This is a genomic window from Aestuarium zhoushanense, assembly GCF_056431045.1.
In genome coordinates, this window is record NZ_JBWKMA010000002.1 from 47,531 (window position 1) to 69,790 (window position 22,260).

The following is a 22,260-nucleotide window of genomic DNA, read 5'->3' on the forward strand; positions in this document are numbered from 1 at the left end:
TTAAGTAAACAGGCGGGTCAACCTCTGGTCGAGAGGGAAGAGATCCGCCTGAATAGCGTGGTAATGGTCGGGCTTGCCGATGAACTGCTTCTCCGCAGGGTTCCCGTGGGCATCGACCTCATGGAACCAACCGCCGTTTTCGTGGTCGATAAAGAGGTCAGAGGCCGCTTGCCAAAGGCGGCGATACCATGCCTCGTCACTGTCGCGACCGTCGAGTTTGATCAGCGAAACTATGGCCCCGATGGCTTCGGTCAGCGGCCACCAGTAGCGGTCTGTGACTTGCGGCGCGCCAGAATAGTCGAGGGTGTAGACAAACCCGCCGCCCTCAACCCACGCATCGTTCAGCGCGGTTTCGATCAGCGAACGCGCACGATCAACAGAGCCATCATCCTTGCGGCCCGCCAAATCCCAATACTGCAGGTAAAGCCGGCCGAGTTCGAACGAATGCCCCGGTGTTGTGCCGCGCGGACGGAACATTGGGTCGCCTTGATACGTTAGATCGGGCGTCCAATTTGGGGTGTAGTGCTCTGGCAACCGCCAGTCATGCGAGGGCGCGATGGTCTCCATAAAGAACGACAGGATGCGGCCCGCTCGGGTGAGGAACAGCGTCTCGCCCGTCGCCTCATATGCGGCCAAAAGCGCCTCAACCCCGTGCATATTGGCGTTGTAGCCGCGGTAGGTTGAAAACGGTGACCAGTCGCGGTTGAACTCGTCAAAGAACAGGCCTGCACCGTCATCCCAGAACCGCGTGTCCAGCACCTCTGCCGCGTCCGCGATCAGACGGTCAGCATCTGGGTGGCCGATATTCTTTGCGCTCGATCCCGCAAGGAGTACAAAGACATGCCCATAGGCGAGCTTTTTGTCATCGACGATTGCGCCGTCCTTTAGGCCGTAGACATAACCGCCATGTGTTTTATCGCGGTGCTGGTTCCACAGGAACGCCATGCCTGCGTCGATCATGTCGTCGTGCCCCTTCGCCCCCCAGAGCGAGGCCAGCGCATAGGAATGCACCATCCGCGTGGTGTTGTGGAGCTGCTGAGCCGACCCCGCGATAGGGGTGCCGTCAATGGCCAGAACGTCATAGGCCCCATCCGCACGCAACGCCTTGCGATAAAACGCCAATTGCGCGTGGGCGTCGTTTTCCAGAAACGCCCGATGGACGGGATCGTTGATCCAATGGCCGTTGAAACCGTCTGTGCCGATCTGGGTCATGCTGTGCCTATTCGTGCCAAGTGTCACGAATTGATACCGCTAACGCCCGTTACCGCGCAACGCTTACCGCCTTGAGCACCGCAAATACTTTTTGCCCAGCGGTCAGGCCGAGGGTTTGAACCGAACGGCGGGTGATCCGTGACAACAGCGTCGCGCCGCCAACCTCCATCTGGACCATCGCACCGGGGCCGTCACCCATGCGGATCGATTTGATTGTGGCCGGCAGGACGTTGAGGGCCGAGATGCCTTGCGGGGCTTGGGTGGCGATCATCACATCTTGGGCTGCGATGCGCAGGCGAACCAGATCGCCGATCTGACGGCCGCAATTGGGGATGGTGACGACCAGATCGCCGATCAAGAGGTCGCTCAAACCGTCGTCAGAATGGGCGCCAACGCGCGCCTCAATCATCGCGCCAGCCTCGCGCACGCCGACAGGGATCACCGACGGGTCAGAGAGGACTTCGCCCGCTGGCCCCATTTGTTTGACGCGCCCCTGATCCATGACGACCACCGTGGTGGCAAGCCGTGCAACCTCTCCCGCGGCGTGGCTTACATAGACAATCGGGATACCCACCTCGTCGCGGAGCCGTTCGAAATACGGCAGGATGTCATCTTTGCGGGCCTCATCCAGCGCCGCCAAAGGTTCATCGGCGAGGATCAGTTCTGGCCCAGACAACAATGCTCGCCCAATCGCAACCCGCTGCTTTTCCCCGCCAGAGAGGGCTACAGGGCGGCGGTTCAACAGATCACCAAGGCCGAGCATTTCGACCACGGGATCAATCGGAGCCTTCGTCGCGCTGAACCGTTGTCCGTAGGTGAGGTTCTGGCGCACCGACATATGCGGGAATAGGCGTGCGTCTTGGAACACATAGCCGATCCGCCGTTTATGGGGCGGCAGCCAGAAGCCCGTCGCGCTGTCTTGGAGCACATGCCCCCCAATCGCGATACGACCCGCGTCAGGGCGCAGCAGGCCCGCAATGGCGTTAATCACGCTCGTTTTGCCAGAGCCGGAGCGACCAAATAGAACCGTCAGCCCATCAGGCGCGTCAAATGCCACATCAAGGGTAAAGTCGCCCTGTTTATGTGTGATCTGAACCGAAACCGTCATGCCGACACCCTAGCGGCGATGCGTTTCGATACGACCTCGGACAAGAGGAGGGCGCCCATTGCAATGACCACAGCAATGATAACGAGCCTCAGGGCAGAGGCTTCACCACCGGGGACTTGCAGGAAGGCATAGATCGCAGAGGGCAGGGTTTGCGTCTGGCCAGGTATGTTCGACACAAAGGTGATCGTGGCGCCAAATTCGCCCATCGCCTTGGCGAAAGCGAGGATGGAACCCGCCAAAATACCGGGGAGGATCAGAGGCAGGGTCACGGTCACGAACACCCACGCCCGCGATGCGCCGAGGGTTGATGCGGCTTCTTCCAGCTTTGGGTCCACGGCCTCGATCGACAGGCGGATCGCACGGACCATCAGCGGAAACGCCATCATCGCCGCAGCGAGGACAGCTCCCGTCCATCGAAAGGCGACGATGATCCCGAACGTTTGTTCGAGGAACTCACCGACAGGGCCACGCCGCCCAAAGGTTAGCAAGAGCAGATAGCCCGTCACCACGGGCGGCAGGACGAGCGGCAGGTGGACGATCCCATTCAGGATTTGCTTCCCGACAAAGGACCAGCGGGCCAATGCGTAGGCGGTGAATATCCCGACGGGGAGGCTCAGCACGGTTGCCCAAAAGGCAACGCGCAGCGACAGGGATACCGCCTGCCATTCCGCTGGTGAGAGCCAATCCGTCACGCTGTCCGCCTCCATTCCTCGGGCTGACTATTGCGGAGTGACGGCAGAGGAGCAAGCCAGATCAACGTCTTACCGCAGCCCGCAGCCAATCGCGAAAGAGCCTGACCTCGGCGCTGGGCTCTTGACCATCGGGAAGGATCAGGGCGTAGGCATCGCCCGTTTCGAACTTTCGCCCGCTGGCCAGAACCAGAGTGCCACGGTCGAGCGATTGCCGTGCAATCACATGCGGCACGATGCCAACGCCAAGCCCCGCAATCGCGGCATCAATCACCATGTCGAAATGGTCGAGCCGCGCCCCCCGTAGCGCCCGACGCGGGTCCGCCTCTCCATCGCGAAACCAGTCGAGCCAGAGGGTGGGTCGAGTGGATTGCTGCAACAGGGGCAGGTTCAACAGGTCGGTGTCCGACAGATTTGATGCCCCTTTGAGCAGTGCAGGGGAGGCCACGACAACCAGATTTTCGGGCAGGATGATCTCTGCCGTAGATCCTGTCGGTTGATGCGTATTGCGCATGATCGCCAGATCGACGGGATCGCGGATGAAATCCACGGGGTCGAGGCGGGCAGAAATGTCGAGGCTGATGTCAGGTGCAATCGCCGTAAATCCTGGTAGGCGCGGGATCAGCCAGCTGCGGACAAAGCTGGGCAGGGCGGCGATCCGCAGGATCGATGTGCGGCCACCAAAGGCCATTACGCCAACCGAGGCATCATCGAGTTGCGCTAATATGGCTTCGGCCTTGTCTAGAAAGGCATGGCCGGCAGGGGATAGCACCAACCGTTTACGGACGCGGTTAAAGAGGGCAACGCCCAAACGATCCTCAAGCGTGGCAAGTGACCGCGATACCGCGCTCTGCGTGAGGTTCAAATGGCCCGCGGCGAGCGTTGTGGTGCCCAGTCGTGCACAGGCGGTGAAAGACTGCAGTTCAGGAATGGATGGGGTGTAACTCTGGCGCATGTTCATGACTATAACTCATCAAATTCAATTTTTAAATCGTTTGTTTTTTGGCGCTCTTACGGGCACTCTCTGCACAACTTCAGACGAAAGGTTTCCCCCATGCCCGCACTCAAGCCCAAAGACGCCCCTGATCTTGGTTCCTTTGACTGGACCGATCCGCTGCGCATGTCTGGTCAGCTGACCGAAGATGAACGCATGATCGCAGAGAGTGCGCGGGCCTATGCGACCGAAAAATTGCTGCCACGGGTGAAGGACGCCTTCCTGACCGAACACACCGATCCCGCGATTTTCCGCGAGATGGGCGAGATGGGCCTTTTGGGCGTCACCGTGCCAGAGGAATACGGCGGGCTTGGCGGGTCGTATGTATCTTACGGCCTCGTTGCGCGTGAAATCGAACGTGTAGACAGCGGCTATCGGTCTATGATGTCGGTGCAGTCCTCGCTCGTTATGTATCCGATCTACGCTTACGGCACCGAAGAGCAGCGGATGAAATACCTGCCGAAACTGGCGTCGGGCGAATGGATCGGCTGTTTTGGCCTGACTGAACCCGATGCGGGTTCTGACCCTGCGGGCATGAAAACCCGCGCGGAAAAGACCGCGAATGGCTACAAAATCACTGGCTCCAAAATGTGGATCAGTAACTCGCCCATCGCGGATGTGTTTGTTGTTTGGGCAAAGTCCGAAGCACATGACGGTAAGATCAAAGGCTTCGTCCTTGAAAAAGGAATGAAGGGTCTGTCGGCGCCGAAGATCGAAAACAAAGTATCCCTGCGGGCGTCGATCACGGGCGAGATTGTCATGGACGGCGTTGAGGTGGGCGAAGATGCGCTGTTGCCCAATGTGTCGGGCCTCAAGGGGCCGTTCGGCTGTCTGAACCGCGCACGCTATGGCATCGCGTGGGGCGTTATGGGCGCGGCAGAGTTCTGCTGGCACGCGGCACGCCAATACGGTCTGGACCGCGAGCAGTTCAACAAACCGATCGCGCAGACCCAACTGTTCCAGAAAAAGCTCGCGGATATGCAGACCGAGATTACGTTGGGCCTTCAGGCTGCGTTGCAGGTCGGTCGTTTGATGGATGCCGCTGAGGCCGCGCCAGAGATGATCAGCCTGATCAAACGCAACAACTGCGGTAAGGCGCTCGATGTGGCGCGTCACGCACGCGACATGCATGGCGGCAACGGGATTTCGGCTGAATTCGGTGTGATCCGCCATATGGTCAACCTTGAGACGGTGAACACCTATGAGGGCACGCATGACATTCACGCGCTGATCCTTGGCCGTGCGCAAACTGGTCTGCAGGCGTTCTTCTGATGCAACCCTTGAACGGTGTGAAAGTCGTCGAGTTGGCGCGGATTCTGGCTGGTCCTTGGGCTGGTCAGGTTCTGGCCGACCTCGGGGCTGAGGTTATCAAGGTCGAAAGCCCTAACGGCGACGATACCCGCACTTGGGGGCCACCGTTCATGGATGACGGCACCGCTGCCTATTACCATGCGACGAACGCTGGAAAATCGGTGGTGACTGCTGATTTCCGCACCGAAGAAGGGCGGCAGATCGTGATCGACCTGATCCGTGACGCCGATGTGGTGATCGAGAATTTCAAGGTCGGTGGGCTGGCGAAATACGGGCTCGACTATGCGGGGCTGTCGGCGATCAATCCGCGGCTGGTCTATTGTTCGATCACAGGGTTCGGGCAGGATGGGCCTTATGCCGACCGTGCGGGCTATGATTTCCTGATCCAAGGCATGGCGGGCTGGATGGACCTCACAGGGGCGCCAGACGGTGAGCCGCAAAAGGTCGGTGTGGCTTTTGCCGACATTTTCACGGGGCTCTATTCGGTGATCGGTATTCAAGCCGCGCTGAAAGCTCGCGAAACCACGGGGCGCGGGCAGCACGTCGATATGGCGCTGCTCGATTGCGCGGTTGGGGTGCTGGCCAATCAGGGGATGAACTACCTCGTGTCGGGGAATGCGCCGCGCCGTATGGGCAATGCGCATCCAAACATCGCCCCGTACGAAGTTCTTCCGACGTCGAATGGCGATATTATCGTGGCCGTCGGCAACGATGGCCAATTCCGTCGGTTCTGCGACGTGCTGGGTCTGGAGGAGGATCCGCGCTTTGCAACCAATGCGCTGCGCGTGGCGAATAGGGTGCCCTTGCGGGACAAGGTCGTGGTGGCCTTGTCGCGCTGGGATCGGTCCGAGCTGTTGTTGGCGTTGGAAAAGGCGACTGTGCCAGCTGGCCCGATCAATTCGGTCGATCAGGTCTTTGCCGATCCGCAAGTCGTCGCGCGGGGGATGCAGGTTATGGAAAACGGCATTCCCGCAATCCGAACGCCTATTCGTCTATCAGAGACACCGCTCCGCCGCTAACGCTGGATTGGCTCTAGTGGGTCATAGGGTGGGGCGTCCGCGTCCCCCCATGCCACAGCCGCGAGGCTATCGGGCTTGACCCTGAGTTTCGACATTTCTTCTCGCGTGACCCAACGACGGTGGCTCACGATGCCTTCGGGATCGGTCCAGTCGCCAAAGGGATCGCCCGCCATAATCTGACAACGGAAATAGAGGTCGACCTGATGGAAATCGCCCTTCGGGTCGTGGAATTCGTTGATCAGGCAGGGTTCACCCACCTTAACGATCAGTCCCGTTTCTTCGTGCACTTCACGCGATAGGTTGGCAGGCAGGCTCTGATGCGCTTCGGCGCCGCCTCCAGGTGCACACCACAGGTGATCGCGATTTTTCCAAGCGTTCACGAGTAACAATTTGTTTTCGTGTAAAATAATGGCGCGTGTGGCAAGACGGATTGATCTGGACATGCGCTACAGTGGCCTGTGCCGCAGCGTCGCGCAAGCTGGTTGATTGGATTATGCGTTTTTGCGCTTATGTGGTGTATATGAAAACTTTACTCGCCTCACTTTTGCTTCTCGCCGCTGCCCCTGCCAAGGCTAATGACTGTGTTGTTCTGCTGCATGGGTTGGCGCGTGGGCCTGCCTCGCTTTTTGTGATGGGAGAGGTGTTAGAGGCTGAGGGCTATAAGGTCGTCAATCGCGGCTACCCGTCGACCAAGCAGCCGATTGAAGGACTCGTCGGGCAGATCACCGATGATGTGGCGGCTTGCGGCGCACGCAAGGTTCATTTCGTGACCCATTCGATGGGTGGCATTCTGATCCGTGCGTGGCTTCAGGGGCATACGCCTGCTGATATGGGGCGCGTTGTGATGCTGGCCCCGCCGAACCAAGGGTCTGAACTGGTAGATGTATTCGGCGATTGGGAGCCGTTCGAGTGGATCAACGGTCCTGCAGGAGAGCAGCTCGGCACTGGGGCGGGGAGCGTGCCGCTATCGCTGGGCGATCTGAATGTCGAAGTTGGGATAATCGCGGGTGATCAGAGCCTGAACCCGATCTATTCATCGCTAATCGACGGTCCCGACGATGGCAAAGTGTCGGTCGCGTCGACCCGATTGAAGGGCGCGGATCACATGATTTTGCCCGTGACCCACACCTTTATGATGAACAACCCCCAAGTCATCGCGGAGGTTGTCACGTTTTTGAAAGACGGCCACTTCGATCGGAGCGGAGAGGTCGTCTATGACGTGATCGAAGGGCTTATTGACCCGCAGGACCAGTGACGCGGTTCACGTGACCCATCTTGCGACCGGGTTTTGCGTCAGCCTTACCGTAGAGGTGGATGGCATCGCCTGATTTGGCGATATCTGGAATGCGGTCCACGTCGTCGCCGATCAGGTTTTCCATCACAACGTTCGAATGGCGTTTGCCGTCACCCAATGGCCAGCCCGCAACAGCGCGGATGTGCTGTTCGAACTGATCGACCGCACAGCCGTTTTGGGTCCAGTGGCCCGAGTTGTGAACACGCGGCGCGATTTCGTTGACGATCAGCCCATGGGGGGTGACGAACAGCTCAACGCCCATGACGCCGACATAATCCAGCGCATTGAGGATTTTCCCAGCGAGGAGAACCGCATCAACGCTCTGCATGCCTGTAAGGTTCGCAGGAACGGTGGTAGTGTCGAGTATGCCGTCCTTGTGGACGTTTTCACCCGGATCGTAACAGGCGACTTCGCCGTTGGTGCCGCGCGCGGCGATCACGGAAACCTCGTGGGTGAAGTTCACAAAACCCTCGAGGATTGACGGTGCGCCGCTCATGTCAGCCAGTGCTTGGGCCGCATCATCAGCGGATTTCAGACGCGCCTGACCTTTGCCGTCATAGCCGAACCGACGGGTTTTCAGAATGGCAGGGGTGCCAATCTCGGCGATGGCTTCGACCAGATCAACCTCATCATCGACCGCCGCAAAGGGTGCGGTTTTCAGACCCAGATCGTTCAAGAACGCTTTTTCGACAAGGCGGTCCTGCGACACCGCCAATGCCTTGCGGTTCGGGCGAATTGGGCGCACGGATTCGAGAAGGTCCAGCGCTTCGGTCGGGATGTTTTCAAACTCGTAGGTGATCACATCGACAGAAGCCGCGAAATCAGCGAGCGCTTCGGCGTCGTCATAGGGCGCAGTGGTCACACGGTCCGCAACATGGCCCGCGGGCGGGTTCGCGCTGGGTTCATAGATGTGGGTTTTAAAGCCCAACCGCGATGCAGCGACAGAGAGCATGCGCCCCAACTGGCCACCGCCAAGGATGCCAATCGTCGAACCAGGTTTCAGCATATCACTCATCGACGGGCTCATCAGGAATAGAAGTAGAAAGCGCCTCGCGCCATGCATCAAGGCGGGCAGCAAGATCGGCGTCTTGCAGGGCGAGGATACCAGCGGCCATCAGGCCAGCATTCGACGCTCCCGCCGCACCGATTGCCATGGTCGCAACGGGGTAGCCTTTGGGCATCTGAACGATGGAGTAGAGGCTATCAACGCCCGACAGCGCCTTAGTCTGCACAGGAACGCCAACCACTGGAACGCGGGTTTTCGATGCCATCATGCCCGGAAGGTGCGCCGCACCGCCTGCACCAGCGATAATCACCTGAAGGCCGCGATCCGCTGCCGCCTTGCCATAGGCCCAAAGACGGTCTGGCGTGCGGTGCGCGCTGACGATCTTTTTCTCGTAGGTGATACCCAGTTCTTCGAGAATATCGGCGGCTAGTTTCATTGTCGGCCAGTCGGACTGGCTGCCCATGATGATACCGACTTGCGGTGTGGTCATGATGTGTCCCCGCTTGGAATAAGAAGCGGCACTATAGCGAGCATGGGGCAGGGTGCAATTGCCCGCGATGCACTCAGGCGATGATATCGGGGAAAATACGGTCCTCTAGGACGACGATTTTGTCCTTGAGGTTCAGTTTCTGCTTTTTCAAGCGACGCAGGGTCAGCATATCGCCTGTTCCGCGATCTTCGAGGGCATGAATAGCCTCATCCAAGTCACGGTGTTCGCGCTTGAGAACCTCAAGTTCGAAACGAAGGACCTCAATCTGTTCCATCCGTGCGGATTTATTCATGGACTCACCCGATACTTTCTCGCGCCGCGAGTTCTTAACATAAGCGGTTTGATCGATTCCGCCTAGCCCTTGCAGCGGTCGGATTGAAAGACCATATTCAATTTATGGCTGCCGTGATCGGGGCCAATTTGACGGTCGCTTGGACGAGGACGTGTCGTATGACGAAACTAACATTAGGGGCGCATCCCTACCTTCTGGGCTTTGAACAGCTGGAACGGCTGGTCGAACGCACAGCGAAATCCGGTAATGACGGATATCCCCCGTATAATATCGAACAAACATCAGAACGGTCCTATCGGATCACGCTGGCTGTGGCTGGTTTTTCTGAGGACGATTTGCAGATCACCGTTGAGGACAGCAGCCTTGTCATCCGTGGTCGCCAATCGGACGACAGTGATGGTCGTATCTTCTTGCACCGCGGTATCGCGGCCCGCCAATTCCAGCGGTCGTTTGTGTTGGCCGATGGCGTCGACGTTGGCGAAGCGGTGATGGAAAACGGTTTGCTGCACGTCGATTTGACGCGCAAACTGCCCGAAACGGTAGTGCAGACAATCAAGATTAGGAAAGGGTCCGAATGATGAACGCGAAATACGATTTCAGAAACGCCCAAGACCGGATTGTTTATGTCAAATCGGTCGATGTCGCTGATCTTCCCGAGGATCTGCAGGAACAGGCAGGAGGCCGCAAACAGCTGTTTTCGGTTCACACTGAAGCGGGCGAACAGATCGCGCTCGTTGCGGATCGTCAGATGGCCTTTGTGTTAGCACGACAAAACGACATGACACCGATGGCGGTGCATTGATGTGACAAAGGCGCCCAAGAGGGCGCCTTTTTTGTTTGTCGATTGCAAGTCTCGTGAATATTAAATTATAATTTTGTTATGTATGGATAAGGAGGCCTGTCGTGGCATATCCCGAAAAGTTCTCAAAACCACAAATTGTTCTGCATTGGTTGATGTTTCTGCTCTTTTTCGTGAGCTTCTTTAGCCATGATGCGATCAAGGATAGCTACCGTGCCTTTGTCCGCGAAGGCGTGACCGATATTGGCATCGGCACCCGTGTGCACGTGATTGTCGGTATCGCGATTTTGGCGCTCGCCCTGGTGCGTATTGTGATGCGCTTCACCCGTCCCGCACCCGTGGAAATGGGCAGCGGAGCGCAGGCATTGCTCGCTAAGGCGGTCAAGCTCGGCCTCTATGTCGTGATGATCACGATCCCGCTGTCGGGCATCGCTGTATGGTTTGGTGGCATCCGTGACGCGGGCGAGGTGCATGAGGTTATGTTCACCTTGGGCCTCGGCCTTCTGGGGCTGCATATCCTCGGCGCGTTGGTCCACCAGTTCGTGTTCAAGGATAACCTGATGGCGCGGATGAAGCTGCGCTAAACGCCAAAGACAAAGCCCCGCGATTGCGGGGCTTTTTTGTTGTTACTCTTGCGCGGCGAGCCAGTGTTCTGCGTCCAGCGCCGCCATGCAGCCCATCCCTGCAGAGGTGACCGCCTGACGGTATTTCGCGTCGGTCAGGTCGCCCGCAGCAAAGACGCCAGGGATCGAGGTTTCGGTCGAGCCTGGTTTCACCTTCACATAGCCGCCAGAGTGCAGTTCCAGCTGGTCTTTGACCAGTTCGCTCGCCGGCGCGTGGCCAATAGCGATAAAGACGCCTTTAGCTGGGACTTCGGTGATTTCGCCCGTTTCAACGTGTTTTGCGCGAACGCCTGTCACGCCTTTGGGATCGCCTTCGCCAACGACTTCTTCCAATTCGTGGTTCCAGAGCACTTCGATCTTTTCGTGCTTCAAAAGACGCTCTTGCAGGATCTTTTCCGACCGAAGCGAGTCACGGCGGTGGATCAGGGTCACTTTGGTCGCAAAGTTGGTGAGGAAGAGTGCTTCTTCGACTGCGGTGTTGCCGCCACCGATCACAACGATTTCCTGACCGCGGTAGAAGAACCCGTCACAGGTCGCGCAGGCCGATACGCCGAAGCCCTTGTAGGCTTCTTCCGACTCCAGACCCAACCACTTTGCACGAGCGCCTGTCGCAAGGATGATCGCATCGGCGGTATAGGTGGTGCCGCTGTCGCCTTTGGCCACGAAAGGACGCTGGGACAGGTCGAGGTCAGAGATCAGGTCCATGATGATCTCACAGCCCATCGCCTTGGCGTGCTCTTCCATGTTGACCATCAGCTGCGGCCCTTGGATTTCTTTTTCACCCGGCCAGTTTTCAACTTCGGTCGTGGTGGTCAGCTGACCGCCCGGTTCCATCCCCTGAACCAGAATCGGGTTCAGCATGGCGCGGCTTGCGTAAACGCCTGCGGTATAGCCTGCAGGGCCAGAGCCAATGATCAAAACCTTCGTGTGGCGTGCGTCAGACATGTCAGCCTCTTTTCAATATCCGTTCCCCCCGATATAGCCACGCCGCCCGCTGCGGGAAAGAGGCGAGCGGGATTAAAACATTGCAAGAATTTTATGCATGCGAATGAGAAATGAAATTGCGCAACTTTGAAATATTGTTGCGCATAAAGTTCATTCGACGTAAGGTTCGCGAAACTTTCTTTGGGGATACCAATGCCGGGCAGCAAACTCGATGAAATCGATCGCATGATCCTTGCCGAATTGCAGGCGGATGGTCGCATGACCAACGTCGAATTGGCAAAACGAGTGGGCATTTCCGCGCCGCCGTGTCTGCGTCGTGTGCGCACGCTCGAAGAGCAGGGTTATATTCGTGGGTACCACGCTGACGTGGATAGCCGCGAGTTGGGCTTTGAAGTGCAGGTGTTCGCGATGGTCGGTCTGCACAAGCAAGCCGAAGCTGACCTTTCTGCCTTTGAAGAACGGTGCCGCAATTGGCCGCTCGTTCGCGAATGTCACATGCTCAACGGTGAGGTCGACTTTATCCTCAAATGCGTGGCCCCTGATTTGCGCAGCTTCCAGAGCTTCCTAACGGGTGAACTGCTCACTGCGGACAACGTTGCGCATGTGAAAACATCGCTCGTTATCCGCTGTGCGAAGGACGAACCGGGTGTGCCGTTTGACGTTCTTGAGGAACGCCTTGCTCGCGACGCTTAAGCGACGTCAAACACCGTAAGATCAGCCATCCGCAAACGCGGCTGGCAATCCATCCCGAAATCCCCGAGGTCTCGCATATGCGGGAAGAGCGGCATGAACATGTCGAGGAGTTCGCCGCGCAAGGGGAACCGATGTGGCGCACCGGGGTGATAGCTTTCTACTTCTAGCCCCGCGACGCTGAGGCGTTCGTGGGTCGCAAAGCCCAAGTGGAACACCTGCACGGGCGCCATCGGCGTGATTTCGATGATGCCGTCCCCATCGACGAGATCGGCCAGCGGAACAAACGCGCCGTCTTGCCCGTTGAACGCCCTGATGCGGGGTGACGTATGAAACACACGCGCTGAAGGTCCGAACATTGTGTCGTGCGATGGACGATGAAGCCCCAACGCCTCTGTCCCAACGCGGATCATGGATGTCGTTTCACTCGCCACATGCGGCACGATCATCATCGACCCTTTCCACATGAGCGTGCGGAGGCGTCCGTTGGCTGTGCGGATGCGATCCCCCGGCCAGAGGTCTTCGACCGCGATTGGGCCGTTTTCTGTTTGGAATAACAGGCCACGGGCAAAGGCAGAAAAGGCTTCCTCGAACAGAGGGTGCGCGGGCGCTGTTTTCTGGAATTCATGGCAGAGGCCATCTTTGGTCAGATGGGCGACTTCATATTTGCGCATGAGAGGCTGGTTGCGCTGAAGTCGCCCGTCTTTCCGAGCGATCCGGTCCTGAGAAACCGGTAGGTTATTTGACACGCCTAGAGCGGCTGCCGAACGGGGCATATGCATACTGGTCCACCTTACGGTTGACCTTCTGTCGGCCCCCACCGACAACATCGGGTCGTTCAACTTGATCAGAATGTGGCAGAAGTTGGTCAGACTTGTCAAAGAAATCAAAGTATTGTGGAGCAGCGGGTAACAAAGTGGGACTAGCAACCTCAGATTGTTCACCTTTAAGGCGTTAATCTGGCCTTAATTTCACGCCGCTCACCCCGAATCGCAAAGAAAAAGGCGGCCACTGGCCGCCTTGAGGTCTTGGAAGTGTCTGCTTCCGAGGGAGAAATCAGGCCGCTTTGGCCTCTAATTCGGGGGAGGTGGTTTCGGTGCGGCGGGCGATCATCGCTTCGCGACGCAGTCCACGCGCCCAAGGCATCTGTGTTTCACAGGCTTTGGCGTCTTCGATCATAGTGGTGAGCCAGCGTTTGTTTTTCATTGCTCTGTCCTCTTGGATAGTCGTTGCCAGTTTCGGCGTTGATCCCACTATCAAGGGCACAGGCGGCAAGAGTTGGGCGAAGTTGTGAAACTTTGCCCTGTTCGTGGGGAAACCGTCTCAGAACGGTGAAAGCCCTTTAGGCAAAGGGGTGCGAGAGCGTGAGGCTAGGTGGAAGTGACCCGATTGTGGCGGGTCAGAGGCGGATCGACGCGATCAAACGGCCATAATCGGCCTCTTTTTGATGGCAGGTCCGACGGTAGCTATAGAATCGGTCTGGGTCCGAGTAGGTGCAGTGGCGCGTCCATTCTGCGGTGCCCACCCCAGCGGTGCGCAGACGGAATAGACCAAAGGCAGGAAGATCGAACATGAACTTCCCGTCTTCTTTGCCATTCACAAAGAAACGGGCAAAGGCGGGGTCTTCGTCGAGAAACGCGTTAAAGAATTCCTGACCGACCTCATAGGCGCGTTGGCTGATGGTTGGACCAATGACCGCGACCATGTTTTCACGATCCGCGCCGAGGTCTTCCATCGCAACGATCGTTTCCTCAAGGATGCCGCTAAGCGCACCCTTCCAGCCTGCGTGTGCGGCACCGATGACACCTGCGTCATGGTCGGCAAAGAGCACAGGTTGGCAATCGGCGGTGAGGATCGACAAGGCGATACCTGGAACATCCGTAACGAGCGCGTCGGCTTGGGCGCGGGGCGTGGTGATGTCAGACACGGTCACAACGTCAGCGGAATGCACCTGATGCACACCAATAAGAGCCTCGGGCGCCACATCCATCGCGGCGGCCACACGGCCACGGTTGATCACGACGATGTCGGATTGATCGCTGCTACCACCGCCACAGTTCAAGCCCGCAAACACGCCAGACGATGCACCGCCCCGTCGGGTAAAGAACCCGTGGCGGATCGGCATAAGGTCATCATGGGTGATAATTTCGAGCGTCATGGTTCCAGACCTGCGGGCGGCGTGTGTGCGTCGGGGTAAATCCCGACCACTTTAAAGAGGTCACCCATTTCTGACGGGTGGGTCAAGCGTCTATGTGCGGCGATATGGGACTCTAACGCATCGCCCGACATTGACTGAGCCAAACTCTGCGCACGCTGCGTGATCCCGAGGCGTTCGAGAAAGACGCCTTGAGGCGTGATGCGGGTAAAGCGGGCAGGGGCCGCAGATTGGGTGATGACCTCAAAATCGACATGTGTGGTGAGGTCTGCGGTGCCCGGTGCGTCGAGCGGATCAACCGGTTTGTGTCCACGCAGGGCTTGGAGCGTGTCACCTTGGGACCGCCAATCGCCGTAATCGATGATAAGTGCCGCACCGCCACGGGTGCCGATCCGTTCGCCGATTTGCCCCATGATGGCGGGGAGGGCTGGGCATACTTCGACCAAATCGCCGTCTTTGGTATCGGCGAGGCGGTGATCCAGCAGCGCAATCGGGGCAGCGGCGGACAGGCCAATGGTGAGGGTGTCACCCTCTAGCCCGACCATCCGTTCACGCCAGCCGGTGCCGTCGCGTTGGAATTGGCGCACGGGGAGGGCGTCAAAGAATTCATTCGCCACAAGGAAAAGGGGCGCATCGGGCAGCGTCGATACATCCGCATGGAACGTTGGGTTCGGCAGCCGCGCAGATTGGGCAGCACGCAGGACGGGCGAGGCTTCGACCAGATGCAGGTGGAGCGCGTCATGGAACCCAGAGACGCCCTTGGTGGCACGAAGGATGTCTTGCATCAGCGTGCCGCGACCGGGGCCGAGCTCTGCCAGAACGCCGTTAGGACGGCCTTGGTCGATCCAAGCCTGCGCCAAACACAATCCGATCATTTCACCGAACATCTGCGAAATCTCGGGCGAGGTGACAAAATCCCCCGTCGCGCCGAGCGGATCGCGGGTGGTGTAATAGCCGTGTTCTGGGTGCAAAAGCGCCTCTGACATATAGTCAGCGAGTGTGATTGGCCCCGTGGTCGCAATCCTGCGTTTGAGGAGGTCCGCCAGCGCCGTCATGTGCGTTTCGCCCGTGCGATCATAACGAGGCCGATGAGGATCATCGGCAGCGACAGAGTTTGCCCCATGGTCAGCCCCCAGCCGTTCACATGGAACGCAAGGCCGAGCGGATTTCCGTCGCTGATGAACTGCGCGTCAGGTTGGCGGAAGAATTCGACGATAAAGCGCGATACGCCGTAGCCTGCGAAAAATGTCCCTGCCAAGGTCCACGGGCGTTTCAAGGCGCCTGCACGTAGCACGAGCCAGAGCATGATAAGGCCAAGGATTACGCCCTCCATCGCGGCCTCATAGAGTTGCGAGGGGTGGCGGGCGCAGATGGGCAAGAGGCACTGCTGCGCTGCTTCAGAGGGGAAGACGACAGCCCATGGAACATCGCTCACGCGGCCCCAAAGTTCGCCATTGATGAAATTCGCCAATCGCCCGAGGAGGAGGCCCAAGGGCGCGACCATCGCCAAACAATCCGCCACCGACCCGAGCGGCAGCTTTTGATGGCGCGAATAAAGGTAGGTCGCCACGATCACACCGAGGAACCCACCGTGGAAGGACATGCCGCCTTCCCAGACTTGAAGAACCTCAAGCGGGTTTTGGGCGTAGTAGCTAAAGCGGTAGAACAGCACATAGCCGAAACGTCCGCCCAAAATCACACCAGCGATGATCCACGTCATCAGATCTTCGAGCTGTTTGGCGGTCATCGGCGCGGTGTTCGCGGGCCAAAACGCGGGTTGTTTGAGCGACTTTGCGATCATCCACCAGCCCAGAGCGATTCCAGTGATGTAAGCGAGGGCATACCAACGCAGCGCAAACTCCATCCCGAAGACCGAGATGGTAAAGATTTCCGGTGACACATTCGGAAAGGCGAGAGCAGAAAGAGCGATCATGGCCGCAGGTTTGATGGGACGAATAGTCAGAGTCAACAGGTTGCGACTTGCCCCTTTGAGGTTCGCCCCCCATATAGGGCTTAACACTGACCGGAGGCTGACAATGCAGACCCGCAATAAAATTCTAGACGACTTTTCCCAATTGATGACCAACGCTATGGGCGTGGCGCAAGGGGCCAAGGACGAAGCGCAGAACGCGATGAAATCCATGCTGGATCGCTGGCTTGCGGACCGTGACTTTGTCACCCGTGAAGAATTCGACGCCGTTCGCGCGATGGCGCAAAAAGCCCGCGAAGAGAACGAAGCGCTCAAGGCGCGGCTCGACGCGCTCGAAGCGCAGAAATAATCACCGTCGCCGCCCCCATCGGGCGGCGGTCCTTCTTTATGGTGGTCTGAATTGGCAGAACCGTGTTCGAAACCTGCGCTGCGTTATTTCACGCTGGCTTTCGGTGTGACCGCTGGCGGTCTTATCCTCAGTTTGGTTTTGGGGTGGAGCATCTTTGGCACCGTGGCAGGTATGTTGAACGTGCTCTTCATCACGACTGTACTGTCGGTTCTGGAAATTTCGCTCTCATTCGACAATGCGATCGTGAACGCGAACAAACTGCGTGAGATGACCGCGGTTTGGCAGCGGCGGTTCCTGACATGGGGTATTCTGATCGCTGTCTTTGGCATGCGGATCATCTTCCCGCTGGCCGTCGTTTGTATCGCGGCCAAGATCGGGCCATGGGCTGCGGTAGAGCTCGCTTGGGCGCATCCTGACCGCTACGCCGAGATCATGGACGGTGCGCGGGTTCCGATCAGCGCCTTTGGCGGGACGTTCCTGTTGATGGTCGCGCTGTCGTATTTCTTTGATCCTGAAAAGACCGTTCATTGGCTGCCTGGTGTGGAACGGATGATGTGCCGCATGTCAGGCGCGAAACTGTTGGTGGTGACGATTGTGATCGGGGTGATCACACTGGTGTCGAACCTCTTTGATCCCGTGACAGGCCGCGCGTTTCTGCAATCGGCGATCTGGGGTCTGCTGACGTTCCTGCTGGTCGATGTGCTCGGCCATTATCTGGACGCACAAAGGGCGGGTCGTGCTATTGGGCAGGCAGGTTTGGGGGCGTTCCTATACCTCGAAGTGCTCGATGCCTCGTTCAGTTTTGACGGTGTGATCGGCGCGTTCGCCCTGACGCAAAACCTGTTCATCATCGCTATCGGCCTTGGGATCGGCGCGATGTATGTGCGGTCGATGACGGTCATGTTGGTCGAAAAGGGCACGTTGAACGAATATCGCTACCTCGAAAACGGGGCATTCTGGTCGATCCTTGTTTTGGCGGTGGTAATGTTCTTACATGTCGAATTCCACGTGCCCGAAGCTGTCACGGGCTTGCTCGGTGCGGCCCTCATCGGCGCGTCCTTTTTGGCGTCTTTGCGGGATCGTAAGCTCCATGGCTGACGTAGAAGTCGACGCTATTGGGCTGCTATGTCCCCTGCCTGTCCTGAAGGCGCGGAAAGTTCTGGCGTCGATGGAGTTGGGCCAAGTGCTCCGTATCTTGGCGTCCGACGCGATGGCGCAGATCGATATGCCCGTGTTTTGCCGCGAGGCGGGGCATGAGTTCCTCGGTATGGAAGAGGTTGATCGCGGGCAGGCCTATCTGATCCGCAGGGGCTAACCCTTTAGGTCCTCTGGCGTGTTGAAATTGCGGAAGACTTCGCCGTCAAACCGTACCTCAGTCGCGCCGACGGATTTCGCCCAACCCATCACCCGGCGTTCCCCAGACAGAAGGTAATCACGTAATCCCGCGGCTAGATCGACGGGCCAAACACCGACCGTAGGATGGGCGCGCCATTCGTTGTTGACCCGTGAGGTGGCGTAGGACGGCCCTGTGCCCAAACGCTCTAAAAGGTCATCGGGTAGCGAAACGGTATCTCCCGCAATCACCCCGACATGCGAAAACCCAGAGCCCGCAGCCCATTCCATCGCAGTCAAAATACCAGAGAGCGGGCCACAATCGGGCAGTTCATCGGGCACAACAGGCAGCCAATATGTCGCGAACCGCTGCGGATCCCCATTCGCGTTGATCGCTATTTGGGGGGAGTGTTTGCGCAGATCGTCCAGCAGCCATTCGATCAAAGGCCGATCCCGCCACAGCATCAGGGGCTTATCGCCGCCACCCATTCGGGTGGCCTGACCGCCTGCAAGGATCATGACTGGTGTTTGCTGCATTGCGTCCCTTTTCTTTCGCGGCTCAGGCTGTCATCGTGGTGCGACTTGCACAAGAGGGCATAATGCTAGGCTACGTAATCGCGACCAAAACCAGCACCGCAAACCCAACGTTGACAGAGGCGATACGCCAGTTGCGGGCCGAGGGCGTTGTGGTCGCAGGGGCCTGCCAGATCAACGATGATCCGCAGGACGGAAGCCCTTATCACATGGACCTGCATATGATCCCGTCAGGGCGTGTGATCCGCATTAGCCAGAACCTTGGCGCCTTGTCATCGGGGTGTCGACTGGACCCGACCGCATTGGAAGAGGCTGTAGGTTTGGTTGAGGCTTCGCTCGAAGGGGCAGAGCTACTCTTGGCGAATAAGTTCGGAAAACAAGAGGCCGAGGGGCGCGGGTTCCGTCCTGTGATCGGTGCGGCACTGGCGGCGGGTATTCCCGTCCTTTTGGCCGTGCGCGATGAAACCTTGCCTGCGTTCCACGCCTTTACCGAAGGCTTGGGCGAAGAACTGCCCAACGATCCGGCGGCGATCCTTGATTGGGCTCGCCGCACGGTCGCTGAACTCACTTAATTCGCGGCTTTTTCGTCCTTGAGGCGCTGAACAACTTTGCGTTTGTTGAGCAACGATGCAGTCAGAACGCCAACGGTTACAATCCCGATCATGATGGTCGAGAGAGCGTTGATCTCGGGCGAAACGCCCAAACGCACGGCCGAGTAGATTTTGATCGGGAGGGTGGTTGCACCCGGACCCGTCACAAAGGACGCAATCACTAGATCGTCGAGCGACAAGGTAAAGGCCAAGAGCCAACCCGACAGAACCGCAGGAAAGATGATCGGCAGAGTGACCGACATGAATGTATCGAACGGCGTCGCGCCGAGGTCCGATGCGGCTTCTTCCAGTGATTTGTCAAAGGACAAAAGGCGCGAGGAGACGACGACCGACACATAGCACATCGCAAAGGTCGTATGCGCGAGGATGATCGTTGTCATGCCCATGCTACCGAACATCACCTTGAACAGCAGTAAGAGTGAAAGACCGAGGATCACGTCAGGCATCACGAGCGGCGCATAGGCCATCCCTGAAAACAGCGTGCGGCCCCAGAACCGACCACCGCGCACCAGCACATAGCCTGCCAGCGTGCCGAGGATTGTTGCGAGCGTTGCGGTTGCAACAGCCACGCGGATCGTCACCCAAGCGGCATCAAGGAACGCCTCGTTATGGAACAGTGTGCCATACCATTTGGTCGAGAACCCCGCCCAAACCGTCACCAGACGACCGCCGTTGAACGAATAGACGATCAGCACGATCATCGGGATGTAGAGGAAGGCAAACCCTAGGGTGAGGGTGGTCAGGTTGAACCAGCTCAGCTTTTTCATTGGTCGCCCTCCAACTGCTTTTGTTGGTTCCGCTGGAACAGGATGATCGGGATGATCAGGATCGCGAGCAGGATCACAGCCACCGCAGAGGCCACAGGCCAGTCGCGGTTCGAGAAGAACTCTTCCCACAGAACCTTACCGATCATCAGCGTGTCCGAGCCGCCCAAGAGGGACGGGATCACGAACTCACCCAAGGCAGGGATAAAGACGAGGAAACACCCAGCAACCACACCCGGAACAGAAAGCGGTACCGTGACGAGCCAGAAGGCAGAGGTGCGCGTGCAACCAAGGTCCTCTGCCGCTTCGATCAAAGATAGGTCCAGTTTTTCTAGCGTTGAATAAATCGGCAGGATCATGAACGGCAGGTAAGTGTAGACGATACCGATATAAACCGCCGTGTTCGTATTCAGGATCGTCAGTGGTTCGTCGATGACGCCGAGCCACAGAAGGATCATGTTCAAGAAGCCTTCTTTGCCCAAAATTCCCATCCACGAATACACGCGGATCAGGAAGGAGGTCCAAAACGGCAGGATCACGAGCATCATCAGCGTGGCGCGCCATTCCTCTGGCGCACGGGCCATGCCGTAAGCCATTGGGAAGGCCACGGCGAGCGTCAGCAGGGTCGAGATCGAGGCGATCTTGAGCGACGACAGATAGGCCGTGTAATACAACGGGTCGAGCGTCAGGAAGGTGAAGTTCTCGAAATCCAGCTGGCTAAAGAACGCCTTGAGCCCCGCCAATCCCCCAGACAATTCCAAGGTTGGCGAATAGGGCGGGATCGCGATGGCAGGATCAGAGAGCGAGATCTTGATCACGATCACGAAGGGCACGAGGAAGAATAACAGCAACCACGTGAACGGAATTCCAATGACGATGAGGCGGCGTAGGTTCATGCCGCTCACTCCGTCAGGACGACACCAGCGGTGTCCGTCCAGCTAAGCCACACTTCGTCTTCCCATGTGAAATCACGGCGGGCGAGGCGGCGCGAGTTGGTCATCAAGGCGCTGACCAGTTCGCCAGAAGGCAGGCGGACGTGATAGGTCGACACATTGCCGAGGTAGCCGATGTCCTCAATCTTGCCTTTGACGTGGTTCGCGCGATCGTCGAGCGGTTCACGGTTCACAGAGATCTTTTCAGGACGGATCGCATAGGACACGCGTTGACCATCCGCGATGGGGCGTTCGCAGACCGCAGTGATGGGTGCAGCGCCTTCGGCGAAATGGATCGTAACGGTGTTGCCTTCGACAGTGGCGTTGCCTTCGATCAGGTTCACATCACCGATAAAATCCGCCACGTAAACGCTGTTCGGAGCTTCATAAATGCCAGCGGGCGTGTCGACCTGAACCATCTTGCCGTGATCCATGACTGCGACGCGGGAGGCAACGGTCATCGCCTCTTCTTGGTCGTGGGTCACGATGACAAAAGTGGTCCCCGTCTTTTCCTGAATGTCCATCAGTTCGAACTGCGTCTCGTTGCGCAGTTTCTTGTCCAACGCGCCCAGCGGTTCGTCGAGCAGCAGCAGTTTCGGTGCCTTCGCCAGAGAGCGGGCAAGTGCCACACGCTGTCTCTGACCGCCCGAAATTTGGTGCGGCTTGCGTTTCGCGAATTTGTCGAGGCGCGTCAGGCGCAGCATCTCTTTGACGCGATCGTTGATTGCATCCTTGCCCAGCCCATCACGGCGCAGACCAAAGGCGATGTTGTCCCATACGGTCAGGTGCGGGAAGAGCGCGTAGCTCTGGAACATCATATTTACGGGGCGTTTGTTCGGGGGCACGGGAACGATGTCCTGACCACCCAGAAGAATGCTGCCCTCTGTCGGGCTCTCAAAGCCAGCGAGCATCCGCATCAATGTGGTTTTGCCGCAGCCAGACGGGCCCAAAAGCGCAAAGAATTCGCGTTCGTAAATGTCGATCGTCAGGTCATCAACAGCGGTGAAATCCCCGAACCTCTTCGTCACGTTCTTAAACTGGATCAATGGTTTGGCGTTTGGATCGTTCCAAGGTGCAAAAACATTGGTTGGATTACTGGACGGGCGAGGGGACTGAGCCATCAAATGAACTCCGGCATAAAATGAAAATCCCCGCGCCGATAAAAACGGCGCGGGGCAGGT

Annotated in this window: 29 protein-coding genes; 11 read left to right on the top strand and 18 right to left on the bottom strand. The window is 58.1% G+C overall.

Going from position 1 to position 22,260, the window contains the following annotated elements; translation table 11 throughout:
* From AC07ED_RS01455 to AC07ED_RS01470, 4 genes are all read right to left on the bottom strand, one after another.
* Positions 1 to 1,212 (bottom strand): AGE family epimerase/isomerase, encoded by a 1,212-nt coding sequence (locus AC07ED_RS01455; RefSeq protein WP_105234652.1) that lies wholly within the window; start codon positions 1,210 to 1,212, stop codon positions 1 to 3.
* Between the two features lie 49 nt (positions 1,213 to 1,261).
* The gene (gene modC, locus AC07ED_RS01460) at positions 1,262 to 2,320 is read right to left on the bottom strand and encodes a molybdenum ABC transporter ATP-binding protein (protein WP_105234653.1); all 1,059 of its coding nucleotides are present in this window, start codon (positions 2,318 to 2,320) and stop codon (positions 1,262 to 1,264) included.
* The gene (gene modB, locus AC07ED_RS01465; RefSeq protein ID WP_478241716.1) at positions 2,317 to 3,012 is read right to left on the bottom strand and encodes a molybdate ABC transporter permease subunit; all 696 of its coding nucleotides are present in this window, start codon (positions 3,010 to 3,012) and stop codon (positions 2,317 to 2,319) included. Before modB ends, modC begins: the two co-directional genes overlap by 4 nt.
* 61 nt (positions 3,013 to 3,073) lie before the next feature.
* Positions 3,074 to 3,964, bottom strand: coding sequence for a LysR substrate-binding domain-containing protein (locus AC07ED_RS01470; RefSeq protein ID WP_105236313.1), 891 nt, complete (start codon positions 3,962 to 3,964; stop codon positions 3,074 to 3,076).
* Between the two features lie 99 nt (positions 3,965 to 4,063).
* Between AC07ED_RS01470 and AC07ED_RS01475 the strand changes: the two genes are divergently transcribed.
* Both AC07ED_RS01475 and AC07ED_RS01480 read left to right on the top strand, forming a co-directional pair.
* Complete coding sequence (locus AC07ED_RS01475) at positions 4,064 to 5,275, top strand: acyl-CoA dehydrogenase (RefSeq protein ID WP_105234655.1); 1,212 nt, start codon at positions 4,064 to 4,066, stop codon at positions 5,273 to 5,275.
* Complete coding sequence (locus tag AC07ED_RS01480) at positions 5,275 to 6,333, top strand: CaiB/BaiF CoA transferase family protein (protein WP_105234656.1); 1,059 nt, start codon at positions 5,275 to 5,277, stop codon at positions 6,331 to 6,333. Before AC07ED_RS01475 ends, AC07ED_RS01480 begins: the two co-directional genes overlap by 1 nt.
* On the opposite strand, the gene AC07ED_RS01485 is transcribed toward AC07ED_RS01480, so the two are convergent.
* A complete protein-coding gene (locus AC07ED_RS01485) occupies positions 6,330 to 6,776 on the bottom strand; it encodes an NUDIX domain-containing protein (protein WP_105234657.1) in 447 nt (148 codons plus the stop codon). The two genes, AC07ED_RS01480 and AC07ED_RS01485, sit on opposite strands and share 4 nt — an antisense overlap.
* A gap of 77 nt (positions 6,777 to 6,853) precedes the next feature.
* On the opposite strand from AC07ED_RS01485, the gene AC07ED_RS01490 reads away from it, so the two are divergent.
* Positions 6,854 to 7,588 carry an alpha/beta fold hydrolase gene (locus AC07ED_RS01490; protein WP_105236314.1) on the top strand — a complete coding sequence of 245 codons (735 nt, stop codon included), beginning with the start codon at positions 6,854 to 6,856 and terminating at the stop codon, positions 7,586 to 7,588.
* Here AC07ED_RS01490 and AC07ED_RS01495 read toward each other — a convergent pair.
* From AC07ED_RS01495 to AC07ED_RS01505, 3 genes are all read right to left on the bottom strand, one after another.
* On the bottom strand, positions 7,566 to 8,642 hold the full coding sequence (locus AC07ED_RS01495; RefSeq protein WP_105234658.1) for a 5-(carboxyamino)imidazole ribonucleotide synthase: 1,077 nt from the start codon (positions 8,640 to 8,642) through the stop codon (positions 7,566 to 7,568). The genes AC07ED_RS01490 and AC07ED_RS01495 overlap by 23 nt on opposite strands.
* Entirely contained in the window at positions 8,635 to 9,123 is a 489-nt protein-coding gene (gene purE / locus AC07ED_RS01500) for a 5-(carboxyamino)imidazole ribonucleotide mutase (RefSeq protein WP_105234659.1), read from the bottom strand. Before purE ends, AC07ED_RS01495 begins: the two co-directional genes overlap by 8 nt.
* Before the next feature lie 73 nt (positions 9,124 to 9,196).
* Complete coding sequence (locus AC07ED_RS01505; protein WP_067546311.1) at positions 9,197 to 9,415, bottom strand: YdcH family protein; 219 nt, start codon at positions 9,413 to 9,415, stop codon at positions 9,197 to 9,199.
* A gap of 158 nt (positions 9,416 to 9,573) precedes the next feature.
* Between AC07ED_RS01505 and AC07ED_RS01510 the strand changes: the two genes are divergently transcribed.
* From AC07ED_RS01510 to AC07ED_RS01520, 3 genes are all read left to right on the top strand, one after another.
* Positions 9,574 to 9,993, top strand: a complete 420-nt coding sequence (locus tag AC07ED_RS01510) for an Hsp20 family protein (RefSeq protein WP_105234660.1) — start codon at positions 9,574 to 9,576, stop codon at positions 9,991 to 9,993.
* The gene (locus AC07ED_RS01515) at positions 9,993 to 10,217 is read left to right on the top strand and encodes a DUF1150 family protein (RefSeq protein WP_105234661.1); all 225 of its coding nucleotides are present in this window, start codon (positions 9,993 to 9,995) and stop codon (positions 10,215 to 10,217) included. The genes AC07ED_RS01510 and AC07ED_RS01515 overlap by 1 nt, the downstream gene beginning before the upstream one ends.
* 101 nt (positions 10,218 to 10,318) lie before the next feature.
* On the top strand, positions 10,319 to 10,798 hold the full coding sequence (locus AC07ED_RS01520) for a cytochrome b (RefSeq protein WP_105234662.1): 480 nt from the start codon (positions 10,319 to 10,321) through the stop codon (positions 10,796 to 10,798).
* Between the two features lie 42 nt (positions 10,799 to 10,840).
* Here AC07ED_RS01520 and trxB read toward each other — a convergent pair whose 3' ends face one another.
* Positions 10,841 to 11,782: a thioredoxin-disulfide reductase gene (gene trxB, locus AC07ED_RS01525; protein WP_067546295.1), complete on the bottom strand. Its 942-nt coding sequence runs from the start codon at positions 11,780 to 11,782 to the stop codon at positions 10,841 to 10,843.
* Between the two features lie 192 nt (positions 11,783 to 11,974).
* Between trxB and AC07ED_RS01530 the strand changes: the two genes are divergently transcribed.
* A complete protein-coding gene (locus AC07ED_RS01530; RefSeq protein ID WP_067546291.1) occupies positions 11,975 to 12,475 on the top strand; it encodes an Lrp/AsnC family transcriptional regulator in 501 nt (166 codons plus the stop codon).
* Here AC07ED_RS01530 and AC07ED_RS01535 read toward each other — a convergent pair.
* The 5 genes from AC07ED_RS01535 to lgt form a co-directional block, all read right to left on the bottom strand.
* Complete coding sequence (locus AC07ED_RS01535; RefSeq protein WP_158664491.1) at positions 12,472 to 13,146, bottom strand: Hint domain-containing protein; 675 nt, start codon at positions 13,144 to 13,146, stop codon at positions 12,472 to 12,474. The genes AC07ED_RS01530 and AC07ED_RS01535 overlap by 4 nt on opposite strands.
* Positions 13,147 to 13,528: 382 nt before the next feature.
* Positions 13,529 to 13,678, bottom strand: a complete 150-nt coding sequence (locus tag AC07ED_RS01540; protein ID WP_158664492.1) for a hypothetical protein — start codon at positions 13,676 to 13,678, stop codon at positions 13,529 to 13,531.
* Positions 13,679 to 13,871: 193 nt separating this feature from the next.
* Complete coding sequence (pgeF, locus tag AC07ED_RS01545; RefSeq protein ID WP_105234664.1) at positions 13,872 to 14,630, bottom strand: peptidoglycan editing factor PgeF; 759 nt, start codon at positions 14,628 to 14,630, stop codon at positions 13,872 to 13,874.
* Positions 14,627 to 15,682, bottom strand: a complete 1,056-nt coding sequence (locus AC07ED_RS01550; protein WP_105234665.1) for a class I SAM-dependent methyltransferase — start codon at positions 15,680 to 15,682, stop codon at positions 14,627 to 14,629. The genes pgeF and AC07ED_RS01550 overlap by 4 nt, the downstream gene beginning before the upstream one ends.
* Positions 15,679 to 16,560, bottom strand: a complete 882-nt coding sequence (gene lgt, locus AC07ED_RS01555; protein WP_105236315.1) for a prolipoprotein diacylglyceryl transferase — start codon at positions 16,558 to 16,560, stop codon at positions 15,679 to 15,681. Before lgt ends, AC07ED_RS01550 begins: the two co-directional genes overlap by 4 nt.
* A gap of 103 nt (positions 16,561 to 16,663) precedes the next feature.
* Here lgt and AC07ED_RS01560 point away from each other — a divergent pair, with 103 nt between their 5' ends.
* From AC07ED_RS01560 to AC07ED_RS01570, 3 genes are read left to right on the top strand one after another with little or no spacing between them, the layout of a single operon-like run.
* On the top strand, positions 16,664 to 16,906 hold the full coding sequence (locus AC07ED_RS01560) for an accessory factor UbiK family protein (protein WP_067546274.1): 243 nt from the start codon (positions 16,664 to 16,666) through the stop codon (positions 16,904 to 16,906).
* A gap of 51 nt (positions 16,907 to 16,957) precedes the next feature.
* Positions 16,958 to 18,004 carry a DUF475 domain-containing protein gene (locus tag AC07ED_RS01565; RefSeq protein ID WP_105234666.1) on the top strand — a complete coding sequence of 349 codons (1,047 nt, stop codon included), beginning with the start codon at positions 16,958 to 16,960 and terminating at the stop codon, positions 18,002 to 18,004.
* Positions 17,997 to 18,221, top strand: a complete 225-nt coding sequence (locus tag AC07ED_RS01570) for a sulfurtransferase TusA family protein (protein WP_105234667.1) — start codon at positions 17,997 to 17,999, stop codon at positions 18,219 to 18,221. The genes AC07ED_RS01565 and AC07ED_RS01570 overlap by 8 nt, the downstream gene beginning before the upstream one ends.
* On the opposite strand, the gene mobA is transcribed toward AC07ED_RS01570, so the two are convergent.
* Complete coding sequence (mobA, locus tag AC07ED_RS01575; protein ID WP_245918124.1) at positions 18,218 to 18,775, bottom strand: molybdenum cofactor guanylyltransferase MobA; 558 nt, start codon at positions 18,773 to 18,775, stop codon at positions 18,218 to 18,220. The two genes, AC07ED_RS01570 and mobA, sit on opposite strands and share 4 nt — an antisense overlap.
* A gap of 62 nt (positions 18,776 to 18,837) precedes the next feature.
* Between mobA and AC07ED_RS01580 the strand changes: the two genes are divergently transcribed.
* Positions 18,838 to 19,344 carry a DUF2478 domain-containing protein gene (locus AC07ED_RS01580; protein WP_105236316.1) on the top strand — a complete coding sequence of 169 codons (507 nt, stop codon included), beginning with the start codon at positions 18,838 to 18,840 and terminating at the stop codon, positions 19,342 to 19,344.
* Here the strand turns inward: AC07ED_RS01580 and AC07ED_RS01585 are convergent.
* From AC07ED_RS01585 to AC07ED_RS01595, 3 genes are read right to left on the bottom strand one after another with little or no spacing between them, the layout of a single operon-like run.
* Positions 19,341 to 20,150 carry an ABC transporter permease gene (locus AC07ED_RS01585; protein WP_105234669.1) on the bottom strand — a complete coding sequence of 270 codons (810 nt, stop codon included), beginning with the start codon at positions 20,148 to 20,150 and terminating at the stop codon, positions 19,341 to 19,343. The genes AC07ED_RS01580 and AC07ED_RS01585 overlap by 4 nt on opposite strands.
* Positions 20,147 to 21,043: an ABC transporter permease subunit gene (locus tag AC07ED_RS01590; protein ID WP_105234670.1), complete on the bottom strand. Its 897-nt coding sequence runs from the start codon at positions 21,041 to 21,043 to the stop codon at positions 20,147 to 20,149. Before AC07ED_RS01590 ends, AC07ED_RS01585 begins: the two co-directional genes overlap by 4 nt.
* Before the next feature lie 5 nt (positions 21,044 to 21,048).
* A complete protein-coding gene (locus AC07ED_RS01595) occupies positions 21,049 to 22,200 on the bottom strand; it encodes an ABC transporter ATP-binding protein (RefSeq protein ID WP_105234671.1) in 1,152 nt (383 codons plus the stop codon).
* Positions 22,201 to 22,260: the final 60 nt, after the last annotated feature.

Bases quoted from the DNA above. Each gene is read 5' to 3' on its own strand.
- AC07ED_RS01550 (WP_105234665.1), bottom strand. From the start codon at position 15,682: ATGACGGCGCTGGCGGACCTCCTCAAACGCAGGATTGCGACCACGGGG.
- AC07ED_RS01590 (WP_105234670.1), bottom strand. From the start codon at position 21,043: ATGAACCTACGCCGCCTCATCGTCATTGGAATTCCGTTCACGTGGTTG.
- AC07ED_RS01560 (WP_067546274.1), top strand. From the start codon at position 16,664: ATGCAGACCCGCAATAAAATTCTAGACGACTTTTCCCAATTGATGACC.
- AC07ED_RS01475 (WP_105234655.1), top strand. From the start codon at position 4,064: ATGCCCGCACTCAAGCCCAAAGACGCCCCTGATCTTGGTTCCTTTGAC.
- AC07ED_RS01495 (WP_105234658.1), bottom strand. From the start codon at position 8,642: ATGAGTGATATGCTGAAACCTGGTTCGACGATTGGCATCCTTGGCGGT.
- lgt (WP_105236315.1), bottom strand. From the start codon at position 16,560: ATGATCGCTCTTTCTGCTCTCGCCTTTCCGAATGTGTCACCGGAAATC.
- AC07ED_RS01505 (WP_067546311.1), bottom strand. From the start codon at position 9,415: ATGAATAAATCCGCACGGATGGAACAGATTGAGGTCCTTCGTTTCGAA.
- AC07ED_RS01530 (WP_067546291.1), top strand. From the start codon at position 11,975: ATGCCGGGCAGCAAACTCGATGAAATCGATCGCATGATCCTTGCCGAA.
- AC07ED_RS01515 (WP_105234661.1), top strand. From the start codon at position 9,993: ATGAACGCGAAATACGATTTCAGAAACGCCCAAGACCGGATTGTTTAT.
- AC07ED_RS01540 (WP_158664492.1), bottom strand. From the start codon at position 13,678: ATGAAAAACAAACGCTGGCTCACCACTATGATCGAAGACGCCAAAGCC.
- AC07ED_RS01580 (WP_105236316.1), top strand. From the start codon at position 18,838: ATGCTAGGCTACGTAATCGCGACCAAAACCAGCACCGCAAACCCAACG.
- AC07ED_RS01485 (WP_105234657.1), bottom strand. From the start codon at position 6,776: ATGTCCAGATCAATCCGTCTTGCCACACGCGCCATTATTTTACACGAA.
- AC07ED_RS01585 (WP_105234669.1), bottom strand. From the start codon at position 20,150: ATGAAAAAGCTGAGCTGGTTCAACCTGACCACCCTCACCCTAGGGTTT.
- AC07ED_RS01455 (WP_105234652.1), bottom strand. From the start codon at position 1,212: ATGACCCAGATCGGCACAGACGGTTTCAACGGCCATTGGATCAACGAT.
- trxB (WP_067546295.1), bottom strand. From the start codon at position 11,782: ATGTCTGACGCACGCCACACGAAGGTTTTGATCATTGGCTCTGGCCCT.
- AC07ED_RS01480 (WP_105234656.1), top strand. From the start codon at position 5,275: ATGCAACCCTTGAACGGTGTGAAAGTCGTCGAGTTGGCGCGGATTCTG.
- AC07ED_RS01510 (WP_105234660.1), top strand. From the start codon at position 9,574: ATGACGAAACTAACATTAGGGGCGCATCCCTACCTTCTGGGCTTTGAA.
- AC07ED_RS01490 (WP_105236314.1), top strand. From the start codon at position 6,854: ATGAAAACTTTACTCGCCTCACTTTTGCTTCTCGCCGCTGCCCCTGCC.
- mobA (WP_245918124.1), bottom strand. From the start codon at position 18,775: ATGCAGCAAACACCAGTCATGATCCTTGCAGGCGGTCAGGCCACCCGA.
- modC (WP_105234653.1), bottom strand. From the start codon at position 2,320: ATGACGGTTTCGGTTCAGATCACACATAAACAGGGCGACTTTACCCTT.
- AC07ED_RS01595 (WP_105234671.1), bottom strand. From the start codon at position 22,200: ATGGCTCAGTCCCCTCGCCCGTCCAGTAATCCAACCAATGTTTTTGCA.
- AC07ED_RS01535 (WP_158664491.1), bottom strand. From the start codon at position 13,146: ATGCGCAAATATGAAGTCGCCCATCTGACCAAAGATGGCCTCTGCCAT.
- AC07ED_RS01470 (WP_105236313.1), bottom strand. From the start codon at position 3,964: ATGCGCCAGAGTTACACCCCATCCATTCCTGAACTGCAGTCTTTCACC.
- pgeF (WP_105234664.1), bottom strand. From the start codon at position 14,630: ATGACGCTCGAAATTATCACCCATGATGACCTTATGCCGATCCGCCAC.
- purE (WP_105234659.1), bottom strand. From the start codon at position 9,123: ATGACCACACCGCAAGTCGGTATCATCATGGGCAGCCAGTCCGACTGG.
- AC07ED_RS01570 (WP_105234667.1), top strand. From the start codon at position 17,997: ATGGCTGACGTAGAAGTCGACGCTATTGGGCTGCTATGTCCCCTGCCT.